22 protein-coding genes are annotated in these 23359 nt (G+C 39.9%); 12 read left to right on the plus strand and 10 right to left on the minus strand.

Annotation, left to right across the window (positions count from 1 at the left end):
* Nucleotides 1-98: 98 nt before the first annotated feature.
* The 4 genes from ABH008_RS19995 (at nucleotide 99) to ABH008_RS20010 (ending at nucleotide 2981) form a co-directional block, all read left to right on the plus strand.
* Nucleotides 99-1127: a tryptophan--tRNA ligase gene (locus ABH008_RS19995; RefSeq protein WP_347987372.1), complete on the plus strand. Its 1029-nt coding sequence runs from the start codon at nucleotides 99-101 to the stop codon at nucleotides 1125-1127.
* Nucleotides 1128-1307: 180 nt separating this feature from the next.
* On the plus strand, nucleotides 1308-1547 hold the full coding sequence (locus ABH008_RS20000) for an exodeoxyribonuclease VII small subunit (RefSeq protein WP_347987373.1): 240 nt from the start codon (nucleotides 1308-1310) through the stop codon (nucleotides 1545-1547).
* Nucleotides 1534-2427 (plus strand): (2E,6E)-farnesyl diphosphate synthase, encoded by an 894-nt coding sequence (gene ispA / locus ABH008_RS20005; protein WP_347987374.1) that lies wholly within the window; start codon nucleotides 1534-1536, stop codon nucleotides 2425-2427. Before ABH008_RS20000 ends, ispA begins: the two co-directional genes overlap by 14 nt.
* Nucleotides 2428-2465: 38 nt before the next feature.
* Nucleotides 2466-2981 (plus strand): adenine phosphoribosyltransferase, encoded by a 516-nt coding sequence (locus tag ABH008_RS20010; protein WP_347987375.1) that lies wholly within the window; start codon nucleotides 2466-2468, stop codon nucleotides 2979-2981.
* A gap of 148 nt (nucleotides 2982-3129) precedes the next feature.
* Here ABH008_RS20010 and ABH008_RS20015 read toward each other — a convergent pair whose 3' ends face one another.
* Genes ABH008_RS20015 through hpnH form a run of 3 tightly spaced genes read right to left on the minus strand, consistent with a single transcriptional unit; the run spans nucleotide 3130 to nucleotide 5890 of the window.
* Entirely contained in the window at nucleotides 3130-4119 is a 990-nt protein-coding gene (locus tag ABH008_RS20015; RefSeq protein WP_347987376.1) for a VacJ family lipoprotein, read from the minus strand.
* Nucleotides 4120-4136: 17 nt separating this feature from the next.
* Nucleotides 4137-4742, minus strand: coding sequence for an ABC transporter substrate-binding protein (locus tag ABH008_RS20020; protein ID WP_347987377.1), 606 nt, complete (start codon nucleotides 4740-4742; stop codon nucleotides 4137-4139).
* 44 nt (nucleotides 4743-4786) lie between these two features.
* The gene (gene hpnH, locus ABH008_RS20025; protein WP_347990002.1) at nucleotides 4787-5890 is read right to left on the minus strand and encodes an adenosyl-hopene transferase HpnH; all 1104 of its coding nucleotides are present in this window, start codon (nucleotides 5888-5890) and stop codon (nucleotides 4787-4789) included.
* A 452-nt stretch (nucleotides 5891-6342) separates the two neighbouring features.
* Here hpnH and ABH008_RS20030 point away from each other — a divergent pair, with 452 nt between their 5' ends.
* The 8 genes from ABH008_RS20030 (at nucleotide 6343) to ABH008_RS20065 (ending at nucleotide 16581) form a co-directional block, all read left to right on the plus strand.
* Entirely contained in the window at nucleotides 6343-7434 is a 1092-nt protein-coding gene (locus tag ABH008_RS20030; protein WP_347987378.1) for a phytoene/squalene synthase family protein, read from the plus strand.
* Nucleotides 7435-7443: 9 nt separating this feature from the next.
* A complete protein-coding gene (gene shc / locus ABH008_RS20035; protein ID WP_347987379.1) occupies nucleotides 7444-9402 on the plus strand; it encodes a squalene--hopene cyclase in 1959 nt (652 codons plus the stop codon).
* Nucleotides 9399-10154 carry a phosphorylase gene (locus ABH008_RS20040; protein ID WP_347987380.1) on the plus strand — a complete coding sequence of 252 codons (756 nt, stop codon included), beginning with the start codon at nucleotides 9399-9401 and terminating at the stop codon, nucleotides 10152-10154. The genes shc and ABH008_RS20040 overlap by 4 nt, the downstream gene beginning before the upstream one ends.
* A gap of 392 nt (nucleotides 10155-10546) precedes the next feature.
* Nucleotides 10547-11932: an aspartate aminotransferase family protein gene (locus tag ABH008_RS20045; RefSeq protein ID WP_347987381.1), complete on the plus strand. Its 1386-nt coding sequence runs from the start codon at nucleotides 10547-10549 to the stop codon at nucleotides 11930-11932.
* An 8-nt stretch (nucleotides 11933-11940) separates the two neighbouring features.
* Nucleotides 11941-12303, plus strand: a complete 363-nt coding sequence (locus tag ABH008_RS20050) for a copper resistance CopC family protein (RefSeq protein WP_347987382.1) — start codon at nucleotides 11941-11943, stop codon at nucleotides 12301-12303.
* 5 nt (nucleotides 12304-12308) lie between these two features.
* Nucleotides 12309-13937, plus strand: a complete 1629-nt coding sequence (locus ABH008_RS20055) for a CopD family protein (RefSeq protein WP_347987383.1) — start codon at nucleotides 12309-12311, stop codon at nucleotides 13935-13937.
* Between the two features lie 4 nt (nucleotides 13938-13941).
* Nucleotides 13942-15804: a 1-deoxy-D-xylulose-5-phosphate synthase gene (dxs, locus tag ABH008_RS20060; RefSeq protein WP_347987384.1), complete on the plus strand. Its 1863-nt coding sequence runs from the start codon at nucleotides 13942-13944 to the stop codon at nucleotides 15802-15804.
* Between the two features lie 258 nt (nucleotides 15805-16062).
* Nucleotides 16063-16581: a hypothetical protein gene (locus ABH008_RS20065; protein WP_347987385.1), complete on the plus strand. Its 519-nt coding sequence runs from the start codon at nucleotides 16063-16065 to the stop codon at nucleotides 16579-16581.
* Between the two features lie 30 nt (nucleotides 16582-16611).
* Here the strand turns inward: ABH008_RS20065 and ABH008_RS20070 are convergent, their stop codons facing one another.
* The 7 genes from ABH008_RS20070 to ABH008_RS20100 form a co-directional block, all read right to left on the minus strand.
* Nucleotides 16612-17850 carry a M20 aminoacylase family protein gene (locus ABH008_RS20070; protein WP_347987386.1) on the minus strand — a complete coding sequence of 413 codons (1239 nt, stop codon included), beginning with the start codon at nucleotides 17848-17850 and terminating at the stop codon, nucleotides 16612-16614.
* Between the two features lie 135 nt (nucleotides 17851-17985).
* On the minus strand, nucleotides 17986-18810 hold the full coding sequence (locus ABH008_RS20075) for a DUF5765 domain-containing protein (protein ID WP_347987387.1): 825 nt from the start codon (nucleotides 18808-18810) through the stop codon (nucleotides 17986-17988).
* Between the two features lie 85 nt (nucleotides 18811-18895).
* A complete protein-coding gene (locus ABH008_RS20080; RefSeq protein ID WP_347987388.1) occupies nucleotides 18896-19078 on the minus strand; it encodes a DUF2934 domain-containing protein in 183 nt (60 codons plus the stop codon).
* A 251-nt stretch (nucleotides 19079-19329) separates the two neighbouring features.
* Entirely contained in the window at nucleotides 19330-20427 is a 1098-nt protein-coding gene (locus ABH008_RS20085) for an AI-2E family transporter (RefSeq protein WP_347987389.1), read from the minus strand.
* Between the two features lie 120 nt (nucleotides 20428-20547).
* Nucleotides 20548-20847 (minus strand): STAS domain-containing protein, encoded by a 300-nt coding sequence (locus ABH008_RS20090; protein WP_347987390.1) that lies wholly within the window; start codon nucleotides 20845-20847, stop codon nucleotides 20548-20550.
* A gap of 253 nt (nucleotides 20848-21100) precedes the next feature.
* A complete protein-coding gene (locus ABH008_RS20095) occupies nucleotides 21101-22300 on the minus strand; it encodes a methyl-accepting chemotaxis protein (RefSeq protein ID WP_347987391.1) in 1200 nt (399 codons plus the stop codon).
* 6 nt (nucleotides 22301-22306) lie between these two features.
* Nucleotides 22307-23359: a chemotaxis response regulator protein-glutamate methylesterase gene (locus tag ABH008_RS20100; protein WP_347987392.1), complete on the minus strand. Its 1053-nt coding sequence runs from the start codon at nucleotides 23357-23359 to the stop codon at nucleotides 22307-22309.

Here is a 23359-nt window from a genome sequence, read left to right on the forward strand (position 1 = left end):
GACCGTTTTTAAAACAGCTATTTCCTTTACAACTCGTTGCTGCTGTAAAATATTCAAAATTTCATTACCTTCCATCTAGCGCTTACCCCGATATAAGTATGACTAATCATTCCATCGTTCTTACCGGCATAACCACAACCGGCACTCCTCATTTGGGAAATTATGCGGGTGCAATTCGCCCAGCTATCAAGGCCAGTAAGAACAAAAATGTCAGGCCATTTTATTTCCTGGCTGATTATCATGCCCTGATTAAATGCCATGAACCTGCAAGAGTAAAACAATCGAGTCTGGAAATTGCTGCCACATGGCTAGCATTAGGTTTAGATACCTCAAATGCCATTTTTTATAGGCAATCCGATATACCGGAAATTATGGAACTGACTTGGATGTTGACCTGCGTCACAGCAAAAGGACTGATGAATCGTGCGCATGCCTACAAAGCTGCCGTGGCAGAGAATGAGGAAGTAGAAGGTAGCGATACCGACAAAGGCGTCACCATGGGTTTATTTAGCTACCCTATATTAATGGCTGCCGACATTCTACTCTTCAATGCTAATAAAGTACCTGTTGGCAAAGACCAAATTCAACATATCGAAATGGCAAGAGATATTGCCAGCCGTTTCAACCATATATATGGCGAACATTTCCAGTTACCCGAGGCAGTGTTAGATGAGAATGCTTCAACTATTCTGGGTTTAGATGGTCGAAAAATGAGTAAAAGTTATAACAACACTATTCCATTATTTGAGCCAGAGAAAAAACTGCGTAAGCTGATCAATAAAATAAAAACCAATTCATTAGAGCCTGGCGAACCCAAAGAAACTGAAAACTGTACCCTATTTGGGCTGTATCAAGCTTTCGCCAATAATCATGAAATTGAAGCCATCCGCACACGTTACGCCGAAGGCATCAGCTGGGGAGAAATGAAACAAGTGTTATTCGAGAAAATTAATGAAGAAGTTGCTCCCGCTCGTGAACGCTATGAAGCCTTATTAGAAGCACCTGAGCACATTGAACAGGAGTTACAAGAGGGCGCTGAAAAAGCTCGCACAATTAGCCTACCGTTTATCCAAACTTTACGGGCAGCAGTGGGCATTTCAAAAATCACCCCTCAGCAGATTGCATAAACAACCAAATTAAAAAAGGGGCGTAAGTTGCCCCTGGTTTTTTGACGTTTTCAATGCAAGATGAACTTGGAAGAAATTAGGCCGAATTAAAAGTCATAGTATAAAAATCATCAACAACTTCTTATTAGTACCCTCATTTCATACTATAATAGCTGGCTAATTTTAGCTCTGTACCCACTTATGTCCAGAAAGAAAAGTCCATCATTGTTTGAAGATGCCATGCAAGAACTTGAGAAACTCGTTGAGCAAATGGAACGGGGGGATATTTCACTGGAGGAATCTCTAAAGGCCTTCGAACGGGGTATTAACTTGACTCGTACCTGCCAACAGGCATTGCAGGAAGCAGAACAGAAAGTACAAATTTTGTTAGAAAAAAATGGCCAACAAACTCTGGAGCCCTTTAACGATGAACAACCTTAAATCTTATCTTATTAGCTGTCAGCAACGTGTCGAAAAAGCACTCGATGCGCGACTACCCGCTGATCATATTTTACCGCAAAAACTTCATCAGGCCATGCGCTACAGTGTCTTAAACGGCGGTAAACGTACTCGCCCTTTACTCACTTACGCAACAGGCCAAGCTTTGGGTATCCATGAGGATAGTTTAGACGCACTCGCTTGTGCGGTGGAATTTATTCATGTGTATTCACTGATTCATGACGATTTGCCAGCCATGGATAATGACGATTTGCGCCGTGGCAAACCCACTTGCCATAAAGCCTTTGACGAAGCCACAGCCATTCTGGCTGGCGATGCATTACAGGCACTGGCTTTTGAAATACTTAGTTACGATCCCACTATAAAAGCTAATGATACTGCTCGCTTAAAAATGATTGCTACCTTGAGTAAAGCCAGTGGTACGCAAGGCATGGTCGGCGGCCAAGCTATTGATCTGGCGGCTGTCGGTACTAAGCTAAACCTGCCCGAACTTGAAAACATGCACATCCATAAAACGGGCGCATTAATACGCGCCAGTGTCAATCTGGCTGCCATAGCAAAAGCTGACCTCGACCCTGCCATTAGCACTCATCTTGATCATTATGCCAAGTGTATCGGCCTGTCTTTCCAAGTGAAGGATGACATTCTAGATGTGGAGAGCGACACTGCTACCCTGGGCAAAACCCAAGGCAAAGATATGCATAATGACAAACCGACCTACCCTGCTTTATTAGGTATGGCTGGTGCTAAACAAAAAGCATTAGAATTACATGAACAAGCCATCTTGTGTTTAAAAAGTTTTGGAAGTGAAGCCGATTTATTACGCGATTTATCCCTGTACATAATCGAACGCAGCAATTAAACATCGCAATAGTATTTCACACTATAGAGCTAAGTACCATGGACAGATTAAGAGAAAAAATCAGGGATATTCCTGACTTCCCAAAACCAGGCATAATCTTTAAAGATATTACACCTATCGTAAAAGACCCTGCTGCCTGTCGTCTAGCTATTCATCAGTTAATTCACCCATTCCTAGGTCGCGATATTACTGCTGTTGCAGGCATGGAAGCACGTGGATTTATTTTTGGCGCATTAGTTGCCTGGGAGCTGGGAATTCCGTTTATTCCACTAAGAAAACCTGGCAAATTACCTTATGATGTGCAAAGTGTATCTTACGACTTAGAATACGGATCTGCATCACTAGAGATACACATTGACGCAGTTGATAGCGGGGATAAAGTATTATTAATTGATGATTTACTGGCCACTGGCGGCACAGCCAAAGCCAGTTGTGAGTTAATTGAAAAGCTAGGCGCCACTGTTGTAGCCTGTGCTTTTGTTGTTGAACTAGATTTTTTATTGGGTCGAGACAAACTAAAAAATTACGAAGTTCATTCTCTGCTACATTATTGATTTTAAAGTATTTGATGGAAACCCCATGAGATGGGTATTCCATCAAATGACACTGTGGAGACATTCCTAAATCTTAATAGAAACTCTCCTGCGAAAAACTCAAGTTTGTTGCTTTTTTAAATACGGTTGGGTACTACAAACACCTAGTTTATCGTCTTTTAAAACGACGCTTTTTCTTTAACTTATCTACTTTAGCAGATGTTTCTTCCAAAGATGTATTTGCTTTATCCAACGCAGTTACAGCATTTTCCAAACTCTGATTAACCGCATCGATTTGCCCACCAGGCAATTTATTACCTGCTAGACCAGCTGTAGTGGAAACTGTATTTTTGTTTTTACTCTCAGCGGCGTCCACATCACTCAATAAATCATCTTCTAAAGGTAAAATATCCACATTTGTTTTACTTTGCCCATCGGTAATCAAATGCTTTTGATTTTGCAAATAGGCTTCACGCGTAAAAACATAAGGATCAATTGCCGCTTCATCAATGAATTTTAATGCGCCATCTGCATTAGCGCGCGTATTTAACATAGACACCAATTGCACGGGCATACCAATATAGGTTGTTGGATTTGCAGCCACGTCAAAAACGCCCGCTGGCAGCCCCCTTACCGTTGTTGGACCAAGTACCGGCAATACCAGGTAAGCACCTTGCGGAACACCCCATACGGCTAATGTTTGTCCGAAATCTTCTTCATGTTTTGACAAGCCTAAATCGGTTGCAACATCTATAAAACCAAAAAAACCTAACGTGGAATTGGTAACAAAACGTCCGACATCTTCAGCGCCTTGCTGAAATTTTCCTTGCATGTTGTCATTTAATACAACATTAATATCTTTAAGATTGCTAAAAAAATTACTGACACCCGTTTTTAGAAACGTTGGCGTAGCCCAAACATACACATCAGAAATAGGTTTAGCTACATAGTCATCAAGATGATCATTGAAACTAAACATGTTACGGTTAAATCCTTCATAAGGATCAACTTCCGATTTTTGCATGGATTTAGTTTCGGGTAACGCACTCTCTTCTCCAACAGCCTGACGCGGCTCAGTATTTGCGCATCCAGTGAACAAGAATGTAGTAACCAATAAAGCAGTCATTTTAGCTGCAAAAAAATGTTTGCCAGTCAGCATTAACTCAATCCAGAAATTTATTGTGCAGCATAATTATTAATTTTTTCCGTGATTTTAGCAATTAGCACATCAAAACCATCCTTACTTAACACACTGGTATATTCAGAACGTTTCAATGCCAAATCACTTACACCATCGGCAATGATGTTGATGATACGCCATCCATCATCTTTTTTCTTCATCATATAATCAAATTTAACATCTTTTTCATTCGGTATATGCAAATTGGTGTGAATTACTACGCCACCACGACCCGTTTCTTCTTCAGAAACGAATGTAAACGATTCACCTGTATATTCTTTAAAATTATGCGCATAGGCGGAAATACTGAGTTGACTAAATACCTTTTCCAGCGTTATTTGCTGCTCTGCAGATAATTCTTCCCATTGTTTACCCACTACAATACGTGCAATTTTGGGCAAGTCGTGACTTTTTCTGACGGCAACATCCAATTTGTCATAACGCCCTTTAAAACCTAACTCCTTACCTTGCTTCATTACAGACAGAAGCTCATTTTGAAAATCATCAACCACCTGACGAGCAGAAAGTTCGTCTGCAAATGAACTTGATGTAACGGTTACACAGAAGAGTAACACCAAACTAGTCAATACTTTTTTAAACATTTTTTAAAACCTCATTGAATGAGTATCCATCTTAACCCGAACTTTCAAGGTTCTATTTTGACAGGAATATCGCTAATGGTGGTTCTTTTAGGTACGCTTGAAATCTGCGGTTTTTTTTCTGCGACCATCTCACCCGAAGTTTTAGGACCACGCAAGCTTGATAATAAAGCTTTTATAGGATGAGCCAAAGTATCTTCAACAGCTGTAGCCTCATAGCCACAATGCGCCATACAATTTGCACATTTAGGATTTTTAACCGTGCCGTATTTATCCCAGGGAGTTTCATCTAATAATGCTTGAAAGGAACTTGCACTACCCTCATCAGCCAACAAATAACAAGGTTTTTGCCATCCAAATACATTTCGAGTTGGATTGCCCCAAGGCGTGCAATCATAGCTTTGATTACCGGCTAGATAATCTAAATAAAGCGAAGAATGATTCAGCTTCCATTTGCGATTTTTACCTAATTTAAAAATGCCGCGAAACAGATTTTTAACATCGATGCCTTTTATAAATACATCCTGTCTAGGTGCATGCTCATAACTAAAACCTGGAGCAATTGTTACACCCTCAACACCTAATTCGGTGACATAATCTAGAAAATCAGCCACTTCTTCTGGTGTTTCACCTTGAAAAAGTGTGCAATTTACCGTAACTCGAAAACCCTTGTCCAAGGCGAGCTTAATAGCTTCTACTGCAATATCAAACACCCCTTCTTGACACACCGAAGTATCATGTCTGTGTTGATTACCATCCAAATGTACGGAAAAAGTTAAATAAGGCGATGGCTTATAGTCATTAATTCTCTTTCTGAGTAACAAGGCATTAGTACAGAGATACACAAATTTCTTTCTGGCAACAATACCTTCAACAATTTGCGGCATCTCTTTGTGAATGAGCGGCTCTCCACCGGGAATGGATACCATGGGAGCACCACACTCATCAACCGCATCAAGACATTCCTGAACAGTTAAACGTTTATCAAGAACATCATCAGGGTAATCAATTTTTCCACAGCCCGCACATGCCAAATTACATTTAAATAGCGGCTCAAGCATCAGTACCAGTGGATACTTTTTTACACCTTTAAGCTTTTGCTTGATTAAATAACTACCTACTGCAATTTGTTGACGTAAAGGAACACTCACAGACTCATTCTCCAATAACCATACTTTAAAATTGATGGGCATGTTGCCAAAAAACAACATCACATGCTCACAAAAACCGAATTTTTAATTGCACAGCCCGTCTAAACACTCAGTATTTTGGTGATTAGGAGGGCGTTAACAATTTCATATGTGGTAAGAATACTACTTTTTTTTATAACACTCCAGCATTTAACAGAAAAAAACAACATTAGCCATCGTTTATTTTATAAAAACCGACAATTATCTAGATAATGCACACATCTAAACCACCTCACAAAACAAAAAATAACTCAATGTTTTAAATAGACTTTATAAAAATAAATTCAATTCAATCCAGCGAATCATTTAACGATTTCTATTGTTTTTTGCAATTGAGCAACACCCCTTTGCAAAATACCAACAAACAGTCTATTATTACCGCAATCTTGTAACAGTGTTTTTACCTTAGCCCTATGATTGGACAGTCGCCTTTAATCGAAAACCCAGAATCTCTCGCACAACTTGCTGACGACGAGTTTCAGGCAGTGCTGCTTGAAGGTGTGTCGCGCACTTTTGCATTAACCATACCGCAATTACCTGCTGCTTTATATACAGCGGTTGCGAATGCATACTTACTTTGCAGAATTGTCGACACCATAGAAGATGAAGTATCTTTGTCACCCGAGCAGAAAAAATACTTTTGCAGAAATTTTATCGACATCGTCAGAACAGGTGAGCGTACGCAACTATTTGCTTCAGAATTGGCTCCTTTGCTTTCCGACCAGACCATACCGGCCGAACACACCCTGATTCATTTAATACCCAGAGTCATCGCAATCACCCACTCGCTGGATCAAGTTCAAATTGATGCCTTAGTCGCTTGTGTTGAAACCATGGCTAATGGTATGCCTGTCTATCAAGCGATGGATTTACACGCTGGATTAGAAACATTACAGGACATGGATGATTATTGCTACTACGTTGCTGGCTGCGTGGGTGAAATGCTGGCAAAACTATTCTGCCATTATTCCGAAGAAATAAACCAACACCGTGAAGAACTATTGAAACTTTCTGTTTCATTTGGTCAAGGTTTACAAATGACCAATATTCTTAAAGACATTTGGGATGATGCTAAACGTGGAGTTTGCTGGCTACCGCAAGATATTTTCACTGAAACGGGTTTTAATCTATCCGAACTTAGCCCATCCACACAAAATAAAAATTTTCAGCAGGGTCTAAAGCACCTAATTGGTATTGCGCACGAACACCTGCAAAACGCACTGACATACACCCAATTATTGCCGAGCCATGAAACGGGTATTCGAAATTTTTGCCTGTGGGCGTTAGGCATGGCCATTCTGACTTTGAAAAAAATTAATGACAATCTCGATTTTAACGAATCGCGCCAGGTCAAAATCAGCCGGAATAGTGTTAAAGCCACCATCATTATTAGCAAGCTCAGTGCGCGCAGCAATTTATTACTGTCACTATTCTTTAAACTGGCCAGCCGCAATCTTAAAACCCCGGGCTGGCAGTATTTACCCCTATTACATACTGGACAATAAGGAATCTCCATGTTTACTGAAGCCCAAGTAGAGACTAACAGCCAAAACTCAACTCAAAACAATACCGCACAGAAGAATGCACTTAGCTCATTAAATGCGGCTATCGAACGCGCACAAGCAAAATTACTAAGCTTGCAAAACCCTGCGGGTTATTGGGTGTTCGAACTGGAAGCAGACTGCACGATTCCGGCAGAATACATCATGATGATGCATTATCTGGACGATATTAACGTAGAATTACAAGCTAAAATGGCTGTTTATTTACGTAACCGCCAATCAGAAGATGGAAGTTACCCCTTATTTACTGGCGGACCCGGTGAAATAAGCTGCAGCGTTAAAGTATATTATGCTTTAAAGATGGCAGGCGATGACATAAATGCCCCGCACATGAGTAAACTTAGAAATTGGATACTCAGCCAGGGTGGTGCCGCGCGTGCAAATGTTTTTACTCGTATAGCACTCGCCATTTTCGAACAGCTTCCTTGGCGAGGTGTTCCTTATATACCCGTAGAAATCATGCTGTTTCCTAGCTGGTTTCCATTCCATCTTGATAAAGTATCCTATTGGTCACGTACCGTTATGGTACCTTTATTTATTCTTTGCAGCCTGCAAGCCAAAGCCAAAAACCCACATAAAGTGAATGTGCTTGAGTTATTTGTTATCCATCCTAACGAAGAGCAACATTACTTTCCTGAACGCACTTTACTTAACAAAATGTTTTTAGGCTTGGATAAGCTTGGACGTATTACCCAACCACTTATTCCAAAACGCATGCATGACCTAGCCATTCAGAAAGCACTGGATTGGTTTACAGAAAGACTGAACGGTGAAGACGGGCTGGGGGCTATTTTTCCTGCCATGATAAATGCCTATGAAGCATTATTGTTACTTGGATACCCCAAAGATCACCCCAATGTTGTTACAGCACGTAAAGCTATTGATAAACTATTGGTGATTAACGAAACTGACGCTTATTGCCAACCTTGTCTTTCACCTGTTTGGGACACCGCATTAGCATCACTGGCTTTACAGGAAGCCGACAAAACTGCCAACCGGAGCAGCTTAACCAAAGCGCATAACTGGCTAAAAAGTGTACAGCTTTCCGATGAACCCGGCGACTGGCGTGTGCGTCGCCCACATTTAAACGGTGGTGGATGGGCATTCCAATTTGCTAACCCACATTATCCTGATGTAGATGACACTGCTGTAGTCGGTTTTGCCATGGCGGATTCCAATTTGCCGGATCTTGACGAATCTATCCATAGAGCCACTCAATGGATAGCGGGAATGCAATCTGAAAATGGCGGCTTTGGCGCTTTTGATGTTGATAATACCTATTATTATCTGAATGAAATTCCTTTTGCTGATCACGGTGCGCTTCTTGATCCACCAACCGTTGATGTCAGCGCACGCTGCGCCATGCTCATGGCTAGAGTAGCCAAAGATCACCAAGAGTATCTACCGGCATTAGACAAAGCCATTAATTACATTCGCCAAGATCAAGAAACAGATGGTTCCTGGTTTGGTCGTTGGGGCACCAATTACATTTATGGCACATGGTCCGTACTTATGAGTTTGGAACAAACCAATATCCCTAAATCGGACCCTATGTACACTAAAGCTGTAGCTTGGCTGAAAAGCGTACAACGTGAAGATGGTGGATGGGGTGAAGACAATCTGAGCTATCATGATGATAAGAAATATCGTGGTCAGTATCATTTTAGTACCGCATTCCAGACTGCCTGGGCAATTTTGGGTCTATTGGCTGCCGGTGAAGTGAATAGTGCTGAAGTAAAAGCAGGGATTAATTTTATTTTACGCACTCAACAAGTCGATGGTGTTTGGGAAGATAAATGTTTTACCGCTCCCGGATTTCCGAAAGTTTTTTATTTAAAATATCATGGCTATGATAAATTTTTCCCGCTTTGGGCACTAGCAAGATACCGTAACGAACTCATTAAGCAGTGAATATAAACCAAAACGCCCAAACACGCTGGATAGTTGGGATAGTAGTCGCATTGCCTGAAGAATTGGCCACTCTGACCAAGATTAAATTGCTGCGGGGTGGATATACAGCCCTCAACGACAACATTCTTGTTGCTTATGCTGGGACTGGAGCCACTAATGCGGAAAGTGCGGCGAATTTATTAGTCAGCAAAGGAGCCAAAGCGCTGATTAGCTGGGGATGTGCCGCTGGATTATCAGATGAGTTAAAACCGGGTGATTTGTTTATTCCCAAACAAGTGCTTTCTGAGCAAAAACAGATTTTAGATGCTGACAAAGAATGGCTACAACATCTGCAAATATTATTAACAAATAGGATGAGATTGATAACAGATTTATTAGTTGAAAGCAGTGTTATCGTCGGCTCTAGCATGAAAAAAAAGCGCATTCATCAGGAAACTCGCGCCCTTGCTTTGGATATGGAAACGGTCGCGGTATTTAAGACAGCGAATCGGAGCAACATACCCTGTTTAGCGATACGCGCCATCGCTGACCCTGTCGATATGAATTTGCCACTTGCTGTTGTGAACTCTTTAAATACGGAAGGCCATGTAGAAATTGATAAATTATTGCGATATATATTAAGGCATCCGAGTGAAATTCCTGGCTTAATCAAACTAGGTTTACACTTTAACGCGGCCGCAAAAACACTTAAAATTATTGCTCATCAACTTAACGATATTATTAATTTCAAAAAACAGGTTGGCATACAATAATTAAAAACACTAATTAATGTAATAAATTGTTTTTTAAATAGTTAAATGTTAATACTGTTACTAACCATCAAACGACAGCATCAACAGAATTTGACATTTTATAGTTAAACTTTTATTAAAAAGCCTTTATTTGCTCTATTGATTGCTTAAAATATTATGCATGGCATCCTGACGGTAGTTAAAAAACGAGTATCCACTGCTAATCAGAGTTTGAATGGCAGTATTAGACTGTTAAAAACCTGTTAGATATATATTTTATATAGTCAAAAAACATTAATCCGTTTTGAAATATAGCCAATTTTATAGCAATTTTTTATTGACGTTAATCAACACAATTCTGGAGATTTTCCAGATTAATTTCGTCAATAAGCAAATCACACACGAGGTGTTATATGTCTTTTAGCATTGCCGAACTTTTTTCACAAAATTTCGACAGAAAATTTGACTTACATGAGCAATATCTAAATCATCAAATGGTACGGGTATTACGCACTATAGGTTTCGACAGAAATTACAAAAAAGCTATCGGTCAATATCTTTACGATCAAGATAACAATGAATATCTGGATTTATTGAGTGGTTTTGGCGTGTTTGCAATTGGGCGTAATCATCCAACGGTTATCAGTGCGCTTCAGGAAACCTTGACACTGGAATTGCCAAACTTAGTACAAATGGATGTTTCATTACTGAGCGGCTTGTTAGCAAAGGAAATACTTGCGACAACTCCAGAAAATTTAGACAAAATGTTTTTTTGTAACTCGGGTACAGAAGCAGTTGAAGCGGCTATTAAATTTGCTCGTTATACCACCAAACGTTCCGGAATTGTCTACTGTGATCATGGCTTTCATGGCCTGACTATGGGCTCACTCTCAATGAATGGAGAAGAGATTTTTCGTGAAGGGTTTGGACCTTTATTGCCTGACTGCATTTCAATTCCTTTCAATGATTTATCTGCGTTGGAACAAGCCTTAAGCAGCAAACAAATTGCAGCGTTCATTGTCGAACCTATACAAGGAAAGGGCGTTAACTTACCTGACGATGATTATCTTAGCGGAGTTGAAAGTTTATGTCGTAAATACGGCACTTTATTTGTTGCTGATGAAATTCAGTGCGGAATTGGTCGTACAGGCAAATTTTGGGCAATTGATCATTGGAATGTAAAACCTGACATGATTTTAATGGCTAAGGCACTTTCGGGAGGATTTATTCCTGTTGGAGGCGTTGCTATGACGACCAAAATCATGGAAAGCGTTTTCAATCGAATGGATAGAGCTGTCGTACACGGTTCCACTTTTTCCAAAAACAATATGGCTATGGCCGCAGGTCTAGCAACGCTGGAAGTCCTACGCAATGAAAATCTAATTGAGAATAGTGCCAAAATTGGTACAGATATTATCTCTACTTTAAATAATAGTGCGAATCAATATGAGTTTCTAAAAGAAGCACGAGGCAAAGGCTTAATGATTGCGATTGAGTTTCAATCGCCAAAAAGTTTATCGCTTAAAGCTGCTTGGGCAATGCTGGAAGCCGCTAACAAAGGCCTTTTTTGCCAAATGATTACAATTCCATTATTTAAAGAACACCGCATCCTTAGTCAAGTTGCCGGACATGGCATGAATGTCGTGAAACTTTTACCGCCTCTGAACCTGACCGAAAAAGATCGTAACTGGATAATTAACTCGTTAGATAAAACCATTGCGGATACCCACCAAGTGACTGGGTCAATCTGGACGCTGGGTAAAAATCTGGCTGGACATGCACTTAAAAATAGAAAATGATTCCTAAAATGAGCTACTTAAAATTTATTTTTTTTATACTGTTTCTATTGGCTAGCTTCTCAACCCATAGTCATGCAGTGGTCACACACAATTCGCTAAAACTGAAACCAGTACCACTCAATCTAGCCAGCCAAGTCGAATTATCTTTTAATTCGAAAGTTGAACTGGATTTATCAGAAGTTTTTCTGGTCAGAAGTGGCGATAAAATGGAAGTGATTACTGCAACACCAGGAACCAAACCAGGACAAGTTATTTTATCTCTGCCCGCTTTACCTGAGGGCGAATACGCGATCAAACTGAAAATATTTGCGGCTGATGGTCATCTCAGCGAAGACCTGTTGCGTTTCTTTGTCCGCAAAACAGGTCAGTGAATTTTATGGAAGGTATAGCTAATTATCTGGATTCACTGATTGGTGGAATAGACCTGACTTTTTACTCTATTGTCGTGGGCGGTTTAATATGGGGTTTATTGGTATTGCGGCCTTGGCAAGACGGTACGCATTACAATAATACCTTGCTTAATAACACAGTCAACCTGATTCATTTTGGCAGTAAAGCGCTTACCATTACTCAGATTACGCAAATAGGCTTAAAAATATGGTTAATGGTAGCCACTTTGGGTAAATCTCCTTTCCCTGCTTTCTTTAATACCGTTCAGTTCCAAGCAGGTTTGCTCAGAGCGAGTCTTGCATTTGTATTGGCCGTATTTATTAGACAGTTCTTGAAAAGCAATACGCGTTCAAAACTTTATTGGCAGATATCCACACTCATTATATTACCCTTAGTTATTTCTGGCGGTTGGTTAGTACATGGTGCCAGTCGTTTAGAGGATAGGGAATTTTTGATGACGCTTACTGTTACTCATCAAATAGCCGCAGCAATTTGGGTGGGTGGAATTTTTCAATTATTATCAATTTGGCGTCTGAAAAAACATAATTCTATCGCAATTGAGCTGTGGCCTTTGTTGCTAAAACGCTTTTCGCTGTTAGGTATCGCCGCCGTTTTAATACTTCTGGCAACTGGAACGCCGCTAGCTTGGTATAACATTGCAAGCTTTAAAGGATTAGTGGGTGCAGGTTATGGCAATCTGTTAATGGTTAAAGTGATTATGATGTGCCTGGCTCTGGGGTTTGCCTATTTAAATAGACAGGCTGTCAACTCGTATTTTGAAAATCGTAGCCTTTATGTACTGACTACCCGAGTTCCGTATTATATTGAAGTTGAAACATTAATCTTACTGACCATATTATTTACAGCAGCCAGTTTGGCTTCTCAACCACCTGCAGTTGACATACCACATTTAACAGCAAGCTTTGAAGAAGTACTCAATATGTTTGCTCCACGTATGCCTCGCTGGGAATCTCCAACACATGAAGCATTGATTGCTGGAGAAGCCGGTCGAGTGGCTATTGTTGGACAAATACCATCAGAAGCAGCCACAGCGTGGTCAGATTATAATCATAACATTGCCGGTATTTTTTTAACCACCATGAGTTTTTTTGCCATGCTGTCTTATTTCCCTCGTTTCAGTTGGGCTAAATACTGGCCCATTGGCTTTATGGCCTTGGGAATATTTCTGTTCTTTAGAAGCGATGCAGAGAGTTGGCCGCTTGGACCACTAGGCTTTTGGGAAAGCACTTTCAACAATGGTGAAATTCTACAACACCGTATTGCTACATTTTTAGTTTTTGGTTTAGGTCTACTGGAAGTTCGTGCTCGAATTAATGGACATAATCAGGCTTTACCTTATGCTTTCCCAATATTAGCCGCATTTGGTGGCATGATGTTATTGGCTCATTCTCATGTAGGTTTTGAACCCAAGTCTGCCTTTCTTATTCAAGTTGGTCACACCATGATGGGTGTATTTTCTTTAATTTTGGCCTGCGGACGCTGGCTAGAACTTAAGCTCGACTCACCCGGCAAAAACGTTGCCGGTTTTATTTCAGTGTTCGCCTTGTTTCAAATAGGCGTCATCCTGATGTTCTATCGCGAACCCCTGTACTGATTTTATGAAAAAGACACAAGATTACCCATTACTGAAAGACATTCGTAGCCCGGCTGATGTTCGTGCGCTCGGCAAAGATAAGCTTAAAGATTTATCCGATGAACTGCGCTCTTTCCTAACGCACACCGTCAGCATATCAGGCGGACATTTTTCTGCTGGCTTGGGTACAGTGGAATTAACAGTGGCATTACACTATGTGTTTGACACGCCAAATGATCAATTAGTATGGGATGTTGGTCACCAGGCATATCCGCATAAAATTTTGACTGGGCGTAAAGAACGCATGCATACAATCCGTACGTTTGGCGGTGTATCGGCGTTTCCTTGTCGAGCTGAAAGCGAATATGATGCGTTTGGAGTTGGACATTCCAGTACTTCAATCAGCGCAGCACTGGGCATGGCTATTGCGTCGCAGTTACGCGGTGAAGATAAAAAAATGGTCGCTATTATCGGTGATGGCAGTATTACAGGCGGCATGGCTTTTGAAGCCATGAATCACGCTGGTGATGTTAACGCCAATCTTTTGGTAATATTGAATGATAATGATATGTCGATTTCGCCGCCCGTGGGTGCAATGAATAACTATTTGACTAAAATATTGTCAAGTAAACTCTATTCCTCGGTACGGGAAGAAAGTAAAAAAGCGCTCAGCAGCATGCCTAGTGTTTGGGAATTGGCACGCAAAACCGAGGAACATGTTAAGGGTATGATTGTACCCGGTACTTTATTTGAGGAATTAGGCTTCAATTATTTTGGCCCTATTGATGGTCACGATGTAGACAGGCTAGTGGCAACATTGGAAAATCTAAAGGATCTTTCTGGTCCTGTATTTTTACATGTAGTCACTAAAAAAGGTAAAGGCTACGCTCCGGCCGAAAAAGATCCATTAGCTTATCACGGTGTTCCAGCCTTTGACCCCAGTCTAGATTGCCTTCCCAAAGCTGCCGCCTCCAAACATCCTAGTTATACTGAGGTATTTGGTACCTGGCTCTGCGATATGGCGGAAAAGGATGAACGTTTACTCGGTATCACACCGGCTATGCGTGAAGGTTCTGGTCTTGTTGAGTTTTCACAACGTTTTCCAACACGATATTTTGATGTGGCAATTGCGGAACAACATGCGGTAACTTTGGCAGCGGGTCAAGCTTGCCAGGGCGCTAAACCGGTAGTAGCCATCTATTCAACATTTTTACAACGCGCTTATGATCAATTGATTCATGATGTGGCTTTACAAAATCTTGATGTCTTGTTTGCTCTGGATAGAGCGGGCTTAGTCGGCCCCGATGGTCCAACACATGCCGGCAGTTTTGATTATAGCTATATGCGCTGTATTCCAAACATGTTAATTATGGCACCCGCTGACGAGAATGAATGCCGACAAATGCTGACTACCGGTTTTAATTATGCGGGTCCAGCCTCGGTGCGTTACCCTAGAGGGAAAGGCCCCGGCGCTAACGTTAGCAAAGAATTGACTGCTTTGCCTATAGGCAAAGCAGAAATCAAACATGCTGGTGGACGGATTGCTATTCTGGCATGGGGTTCTATGGTAACACCAGCGTTGGATGTAGGTAAAAAACTAGGAGCCACGGTTGTCAATATGCGCTTTATTAAACCACTGGATGAGGCGTTGATTTTGGATATGGCAAAAAGCCATGACGTACTGGTTACGGTTGAAGAAAACGTTATTGCAGGTGGAGCAGGAAGCGCTGTAAACGAATTCTTGCAAGAACAGGCAATTCTAATGCCAGTTTTGAACATTGGTTTACCAAAGCACTTTGTAGAACAAGGTAGTCGCGAAGAGCTATTGGCTTTATGTGGACTGGATGCTAACGGTATTTTGGCTAAAATTGAGAAAGTTTGTGCCTAAATTTTATAGCTTTATGTAAATGTAGACTTGGATTTTGGGGTCAGCAGGTTAGCAGAAATATTGACTATATTTTCTGCTGCATACGCTGAAGCCAAAATCCAAATTTGATGTATTAAATTTTAGCCACTATCAACGTATAGTTTTTAGTGCCGGGAACCACTAACAAATTGTAAGTGCATCCTTGTTGCTGTAGCACGACCTTATCTTCAAGGATGTGTTCTATGTGGAATCGCAATTAACCCCCTAGAAACGATACCGATGCAATCAAAAAATTACCGACCGAATGTCATCGATTTTGAAGCTTCTGGATTTGGCAACCACAGTTACCCTATTGAAGTGGGTGTAATACTGAGCAATGGTCTTAAGTATTGTTCTTTAATTAACCCAGCCCCTGAATGGCAGCACTGGGATGAAAAAGCAGAAGTCATTCACGGCATCAGTCGAGATAAACTATTAGAATATGGCAAACCAATCACGACAGTTGCCGAAGAACTTAATCAGTTTCTAAAAGATCAAACGGTATACAGTGATTGTTGGGTGGTCGATAAACCCTGGATGCTGGAATTATTTTATCAATCCGGCTTCTCTCCAAAATTTAGTATTAGCGCATTGGAAATGATACTCAATGAGTCACAGATGTCAATCTGGTCAAACATAAAACAAGAAGTGATTAAAGATCTTGCTCTTACCAGGCATCGAGCCAGTGTTGATGCTTTAATCATTCAGGAGACTTTTGCGAGAACCCGATTGATGTGTTTACCAATAAACAGTATTTAAATAAAATATCATAAATACCTTGATGACTTTTCATTCTGCCGCTAAATAAGCTTCAACCAATCTTACCCAATAAGTTGCACCCAACGGCAAAATATCATCATTAAAATCGTAACTGGCATTATGCAAGCTACATGGACCCGCGCCATGCCCAAGATTGCGATGATCACCCTCTCCATTACCAATAAAACAATAGCTACCTGGCACCTCTTGCAACATAAAGGCAAAATCTTCTGCACCCATAGTAGCTGATTGAGCAATGACTTGATCCTCTCCTACAATGTTTACCATGACGCGTCTGGATATTGCTACTGCCTGTTCGTGATTAATAGTGGCGGGGTAATCCTTATTAAATTCAAACTCGGCTTCCATACCATATGCCAAACAGGTATGTTGCACTATTTCATACATTCTTTGTTCAATTAAATTTAACAAGTCATCTGAGAAAGTTCTTACAGTACCCGCTAATTCACAACTATCGCTAATCACATTGGTTGCTCCACTACCAGCATGTACCTGAGTAACCGATATTAGGCCGTTAGCCAAGGGATTAGCATTGCGCGTTAAGATAGTTTGCAACGCTAAAATAATTTGCGCGGCAACAGGGACTGGATCCAAGCCTAAATGTGGCAATGCCGCGTGACACCCTTTTCCTCGAATAACAATACGGAAAGTATTTTTAGAGGCCATAACTGGACCCGAACTAATTGCAAACTGCCCTACAGGCAAACCTGGCCAGTTATGCATACCAAATACGGCCTGCATCGGAAATTTCTCAAATAATCCATCCTTAATCATGCTTTGAGCACCAGCCCCCTCTTCTTCTGCTGGTTGAAAAATAAAATAAACACTACCATCAAAATTCTGCTGCTTAGACAAATAGCGAGCTGCCGCTAGCAACATGGCTGTATGCCCATCATGTCCACACGCGTGCATTTTTCCGGCATACTTAGATTGATGAGAAAAATGATTATGTTCTTGGATGGGTAAGGCATCCATATCGGCACGTAAACCGATTGCGCGTTTAGATTGACCGGCTTTTATAACACCCACCAAACCCGTTTTCGCAAAACCGCTGTACACAGTAATACCCAAAGCTTTTAATTGTTCTTTTACTAGCTGAGAGGTACGCTGTTCATCGTAACTTAATTCTGGATGGGCGTGAATATCACGCCTTATTTTTTGAATGTCTACCTTATCCGCCACAATACTATCTATTAATAATGCTTCAGATAGTAGTGATCGAACCGAAATGTGTTTTACGTTATCCACTTATTTTCACCCATTAATCAAAGTAGATCTGGAAACTCTTGGCAATTTAAACCCGTTTTTTGCCAACCTTTTATATTTAATGATTTTATCTATCGCAAAGTACAATCACCAAAAACTGCATGCTTAGTTTATACTTTAAGCTTGAGGGTTGTTTTGCTGATCATCATCTTGAGGCATTAAATCGAGTCTAAATATTTTACGTTGTCTATATTTTTTCACTTTAGAAATTGGAAAAGACTGACCATACCAGTTTTTGACATACAAATAATATCGAATAGGCGTTTTGATGAGTAATAACAACAAACCAATAGAATACAAACACCACACTGCGGCCCATTCGTTCATATTATTGGTGGTCAAAAAGGATAACAACGGACCGGTTATAAAATGGTAAAGCACTAACTTCCATGAGCCGTATAGCAGGGGTAATAAAAATGCAGCATAAACATAGGAATTAGCCATTTCAATACTTCCATTAGCGGGTATGGCCCAAGCAATGTGCCAAGCACCTGCAGTTGAGCAAATATCCTTGCCACAAAAAGGCATATCAAACTTTATCCCTGTTGAAAACCATAATTGATAGCTTTTTTCATAACAAAAACTTGCCCAATTAAATGGATAAATACGCATCATAAAGATAATTGCGGCGGCAAAACAACAGAGATAGACCCACGGTGCGATTTGTCTCTGTATTAATTTTGGAATGAAGTGCATGGCAACTGCATTAACGAAAAATGGTTGAAAAGCAATATGCATATAGCCAAGAAAAGTTGCTATTTGATTACCCGTATTAAAACATTGATCAATGACGGTGTATGTATAAGCCTGCAATAACTCCATCAGAGAAAAATAAGCCAGCGCTAGGCAAAGTACTTTTGACTCACCTTTTTGATAAAAAAAAGCTGTGCTAATAAATCCCGTAACGGCAAGGCCTGCCGATGCCTCTCCACTCCAACACATACAATTCCTCTTAATAGAAAACTCAGAATTTATTCACAATATACATACGTTTTTTGTTCTAAACATTTTTGACAAAACGTTGCGATTAACTGGTTTTAGATTTTTTTATGACTTTTAATGCGTTCACTCTAACTTTTTTTTCACATTCCTGTTCTGCTTCCAGCCAATCAGTCAATTCGTATCCTGGAATAAATCCTCTAAGCTGAGCTTTGTAATAGGCGCATTCGGCAATCTTAGCTTGCTGATTAATTTCGATTTCTTTAAGCATCTTAATTGCCCTTTGAAGATAAGATAAAGAGTCTGCTGACTCAGTAAATAGGGGATTTCTGATATTTTGCTCTGCAATTGTTTAGTCAATGAACCGTAAACAACTGAGTGTCATTTTACATCACTCATTTCATCGCTTGTAGAGATATAAATGTAAAAATTTACTTATATTTATTATCGCTTTCGCAAATAGTCTTTGAAAGCGCTAACAGTGAATACAATCTACGTATTTTATTTTTGTCGGGTAATTAGCTAACTGTTAGTAGGCGCAATACTTGGCCTTGGCCACGCTGTTAATACCGCTTTTACCAATGTAGCTAACGGAATTGCAAAAAAAACACCCCAAAACCCCCATAAACCACCAAAAAACAAAATTGCAATGATAATGGCAATGGGATGCAGATTAACCGCTTCGGAAAACAATAAAGGAACCAAAACCACGCCATCTATTGCCTGAATTAATGAATAGGCAATCAACACATACATAAACTCATCACCATGCTCTGCCCCCCATTGTACATAAGCCACACCTAAAACTGGGAATGTTACTAAGGTAGCGCCTACATAAGGTATTAACACTGAAAAGCCCATTAGCATAGCAAGTAACATGGCGTAATTTAGGTTTAAAATATAAAACACCAGATAACTTGCAAACCAGAGAATGAGAATTTCGACAAACTTTCCTCTGATATAATTGGCTATTTGCAAATCAACTTCCTGCCAAACCCGTAAAGTTAAAGTTCTATCTGCTGGCAAAAATTGCACAAACCAATCAAGCAAGATTTTTTTATCTTTCAGAAAAAAAAATACCATTAATGGTACTAGAAACAGGTAAATAATAGCGGCAACTAAACCTGCAAAAGATTGTGCAGAACCCGATATTAATTTCTGGCCATACACCAATAAATCTTGCTGCACTGCAAACATAATATCTTTTATTCTTGCTTTAGAAATCAGTTCTGGATGGTTCTCGGGGAACCGCATAATTTCGGTTTGGGCACTCGTAATAATTTCAGGTATGCGCTGTACCAGCTGAACCATTTGTTCTGATACCATTGGTATAAGAATAAATAATACAAATCCTAATCCTGTCAAAAAAGCAAAAAACACTAAATATACAGCCACTAAACGCGGTAAGCTTCTACATTCTGCTTTAGAAACCAATCCTTCCAACAGATACGCTAAAATAATCGAAGCAAATACAGGTGTTAATAATCCAGCTAAGACATAGATCAACAATGATCCAAATAGTAGGATACTAGCGAGTGATACGATCTGCGAATTAGGTAATATTCTCTGTAAGAATTCACGGATAAAACGAAAACTTGAAAAATCGGTTTGAGTAGTCATCACTAGATTATACCTTTAGCTATCCATCTTAGTGAAAAAACTGGCAACTCGAAATATCACAACAATAACCAGCCTCAACAGGTTTAAAAACATTTTCATCTCTAAAATTAAAACAGTTCTTTATAAGATAGTAAAAAGTTTATCGAAATTGGCAATTTCGATTATTTTTTTAACCTCGTTTTTAGCATTTTTAATATGCACAGCATTCTTGTCGCCCGTCATTCTATCACGCAGAACTAAAAGCATACCTAATGCAGAACTATCAAGATAATCGGCATTGGCCAAATCAATTTCTATCAGATTTACGCCAGACTCTGCTAGCTTACTCGCTTCACGAAACTCATTATGTACCCCGAAATCAAAACGTCCACTCACCTTTATATATAAAACTCCAGACTTAACGTCTGCACTAATACTCATTTTTTACATCCTTCTCAGTTTCTCTAAAAACACTATACCCTATCGAGTAAGGTATTATTTATATTAGCGAATTTGACTATACCACAAGCATTTAATGCCAAGGATGCTTCTGCAGACAGTACGAAGTAAACCGCACAAACTCCCTATTTTTGAACATTCAGTGTAACCGACTAATCTATAAGTTTGATCGAAACCACTATTTGCTTTGAATTTTATGAAGTACACTTTTTCAAGGAAACATAACTGTTTAAAATTAAAACAAATCAACTTCACCTTCAGACATTGAAGATTGTAAAACAGTCGTTTGTTTAACTTCCCATTGTTGTCGCTTTTCTGTTAATCGTTGAATGCCACTCTTTAATTCTTGTTCGCAAAGCTCTGGATTTCCTGAGCTTATAGAACCCATACTAATACCCAATTCATCCATTAAGATATTAAAATGGTCCATATTTTGATAAAGGTGTTCAATTAATTGCCTGGCTAAATCTTCGAATTGTAGCCCACGCACAGCAGTGGAGACATTCAACTCTATTTCACCTGTTAAATCAGACACCTGCGATACATTGCCTGCAATTTTAACATTCATATTTGAAATATCCTGCATCATTTGATCGATACTGCCTTTAGCGGTAATGGCGACATTCATATCTTTTGATGCCATCGTCTCTATCATCACTTGTGCTACTTCAATTTTATGTTTTGATTCACCGACCACTTTTTTTATTTCTTCACTAAACTTATTGGAATGTTTAGATAAATTTCGCACTTCATCAGCGACTACTGCAAATCCGCGTCCTGCTTCTCCCGCTCTGGCTGCTTCTATTGCTGCATTTAATGCTAATAAATTGGTTTGATCTGCAATCTTTTGTACATCAACCAATAATTTTTCAACTTGCGACATATGCCCGTTTACATCGGATATAACCCCTACCATTTCCATACTTTGTTTACTGACTAACAGAATATGATCGATAAAAAATCGTAATACTTCATCTATTTTTAAGGCAAAATCGGCAAAGTTTAATGTATTACCACTATTATCAACGCCTCCATCAAGTTCATGCACCAAGGTGTGTACTAATTTTGATTGTAAGGAAGTTAAGTTATGTAAATTATTAAAACTATCAGACATAAGCACTACAGCATCAGCAACCATCGCTTTAAGTTGTAAAAGCTCCGAGTGAAATCGGGATATTTCCTGCTCAACAATTGCTTGAACATTCGCCATATAAAGTTCTATTGTTGCATTGGAAATTTTTTCACTACTCAATTTTTGCGCAACAGATACTGAGTTTAATCGTCGCTGCTGATTAAACGCACCGACGCCCCAAACAATTATTATGAGTGGCGAAGAGATCCAATGGATACTCGAATTTGGTAAAAAGGCAGGTAAGCTTAAAAGAAACAAACTTAAAGCGATGGAAATCAAGTTATCTTTAAAAAACTGTTTCATAAATTCTCAATCTATTAACGCCAAAATTTGAGCCGCAATTTTATCAATTGGCAAAACAAAATTAGCGGCACCTAACTTAAACGCCTCACCTGGCATGCCCCATACTACACTCGTCGCTTGGTCCTGAATAATGTTAATGGCACCCGCATCTCGCATTTCTCGCATAGCGACTGCACCATCAGCCCCCATCCCAGTGAGCATAACACCAATTGCATTACTACCCACATTTTCTGCTACCGAACGGAACATAACCTCTACCGAAGGTTTATGGCGATTCACGGGGTCGCCGTTATTTAAATGACAAACGTAACGAGCGCCATCTCGGATTACTTGTAAGTGTCTATCACCAGGCGCAATATAGATATTACCTGGCAAAATTAATTGCCCTTCACTAGCAACATAGGCAGTCATTTCAGTCATTTCGTTAACATGTCGGGCAAAAGAAACGCTGAAAGCAACGGGTAAATGTTGGGAAACAACAATAGCAGGTGCATTGCTGGGTAGATCTTTAACAACTGTTTTTAATGCCTCTGTTCCACCGGTTGATGAGCCCAAAGCGACAATTTTGTGCGTAGTTTTAAAATGTTTTTTTATTGATATTTGACTTTTATCTGCCCCTACTCCTGATGTAAAACTCTTAACCTGCAAACTGGTTACTTGTGTTTTGGCGGCCATTCTGACTTTAGCTATTATCTCTTCTGCATATTCTCGCAAACTATTGGAAACGTCCGTTTTAGGCTTGGCTACAAAATCAATGGCTCCCAACTGTAAGGCTTCCAGAGTCACATCGGCTCCTTTCTCGGTCAGCGTAGAAACCATTACTACCGGCATCGGTCGTAATTTCATGAGATTGCGCAGAAATGTCAAACCATCCATACGAGGCATTTCTACATCCAACGTCAAAACATCCGGGTTTAAGGCTTTGATTTTCTCTCTGGCAATAATAGGATCACTTGCCGTACCGACAACTTCGATATCACCTGATTCATTAAAGATTTTGGTAAGCATTTGCCGAATTAAAGCGGAATCATCAATGATCAATAATTTTATTTTTTGCAT

This window comes from Methylomonas sp. AM2-LC (assembly GCF_039904985.1).
Classification (GTDB): Bacteria; Pseudomonadota; Gammaproteobacteria; order Methylococcales; family Methylomonadaceae; genus Methylomonas.